Origin of the sequence: Paraburkholderia piptadeniae (assembly GCF_900007165.1) — a bacterium.
Taxonomy (GTDB): Bacteria; Pseudomonadota; Gammaproteobacteria; order Burkholderiales; family Burkholderiaceae; genus Paraburkholderia; species Paraburkholderia piptadeniae.
In genome coordinates, this window is the sequence record NZ_CYGY02000238.1 from 1 (window position 1) to 517 (window position 517).

Sequence of the window (517 nt, forward strand, 5' to 3'; positions counted from 1 at the left end):
GTTGTCGGTCGCGTAGCCGGCTTCGTCCATCGCGGCGAGAATCGCTTCGATCGAATCCGGGTTCACGCCGTCGCCCTGGATCACGCGCACGTTGTTCAGCACGCGCCGCCCCTTGCTGTTCACCACCGAGCCGAACGACGCGTCGAGCGCGCGCAGCGTGTGCAGCACAATCGTGCGGGGGTCGCCGGAGTCGGGGCGAATCACCAGCGTGCCGCCGGAATCGAGCACGGCCTGCTTCAACTGGGTGCCCCATGCTTCGAGCGCGGCGAACAGATCATAGGAATCGGATACCACTGAGACGATCGCGCCCGGCTTGCTGAAGCGCGCAATCATGTTGCGGAACGCGTCGGCCTCGCGCTCGCGGCCCCATGCCGTGATCGTGCTGTGCTCGGCAGCCGGCACCGAAAACGCGGCCATCGTTTCGTTGTAGTAGTGGTTCGCCGCGACCACGCCGAACACCGTGTCCGAGCCCATGAAGCTGACCAGATGCGCCGCGCCGCCGATCGCCGCCGACTCC

The 517-nt window shown here is 66.7% G+C and carries 1 pseudogene; it reads right to left on the reverse strand.

Annotation, left to right across the window (positions count from 1 at the left end):
• Positions 1–517: pseudogene (locus tag BN2476_RS44980) on the reverse strand (nicotinate phosphoribosyltransferase); the annotation flags it as partial.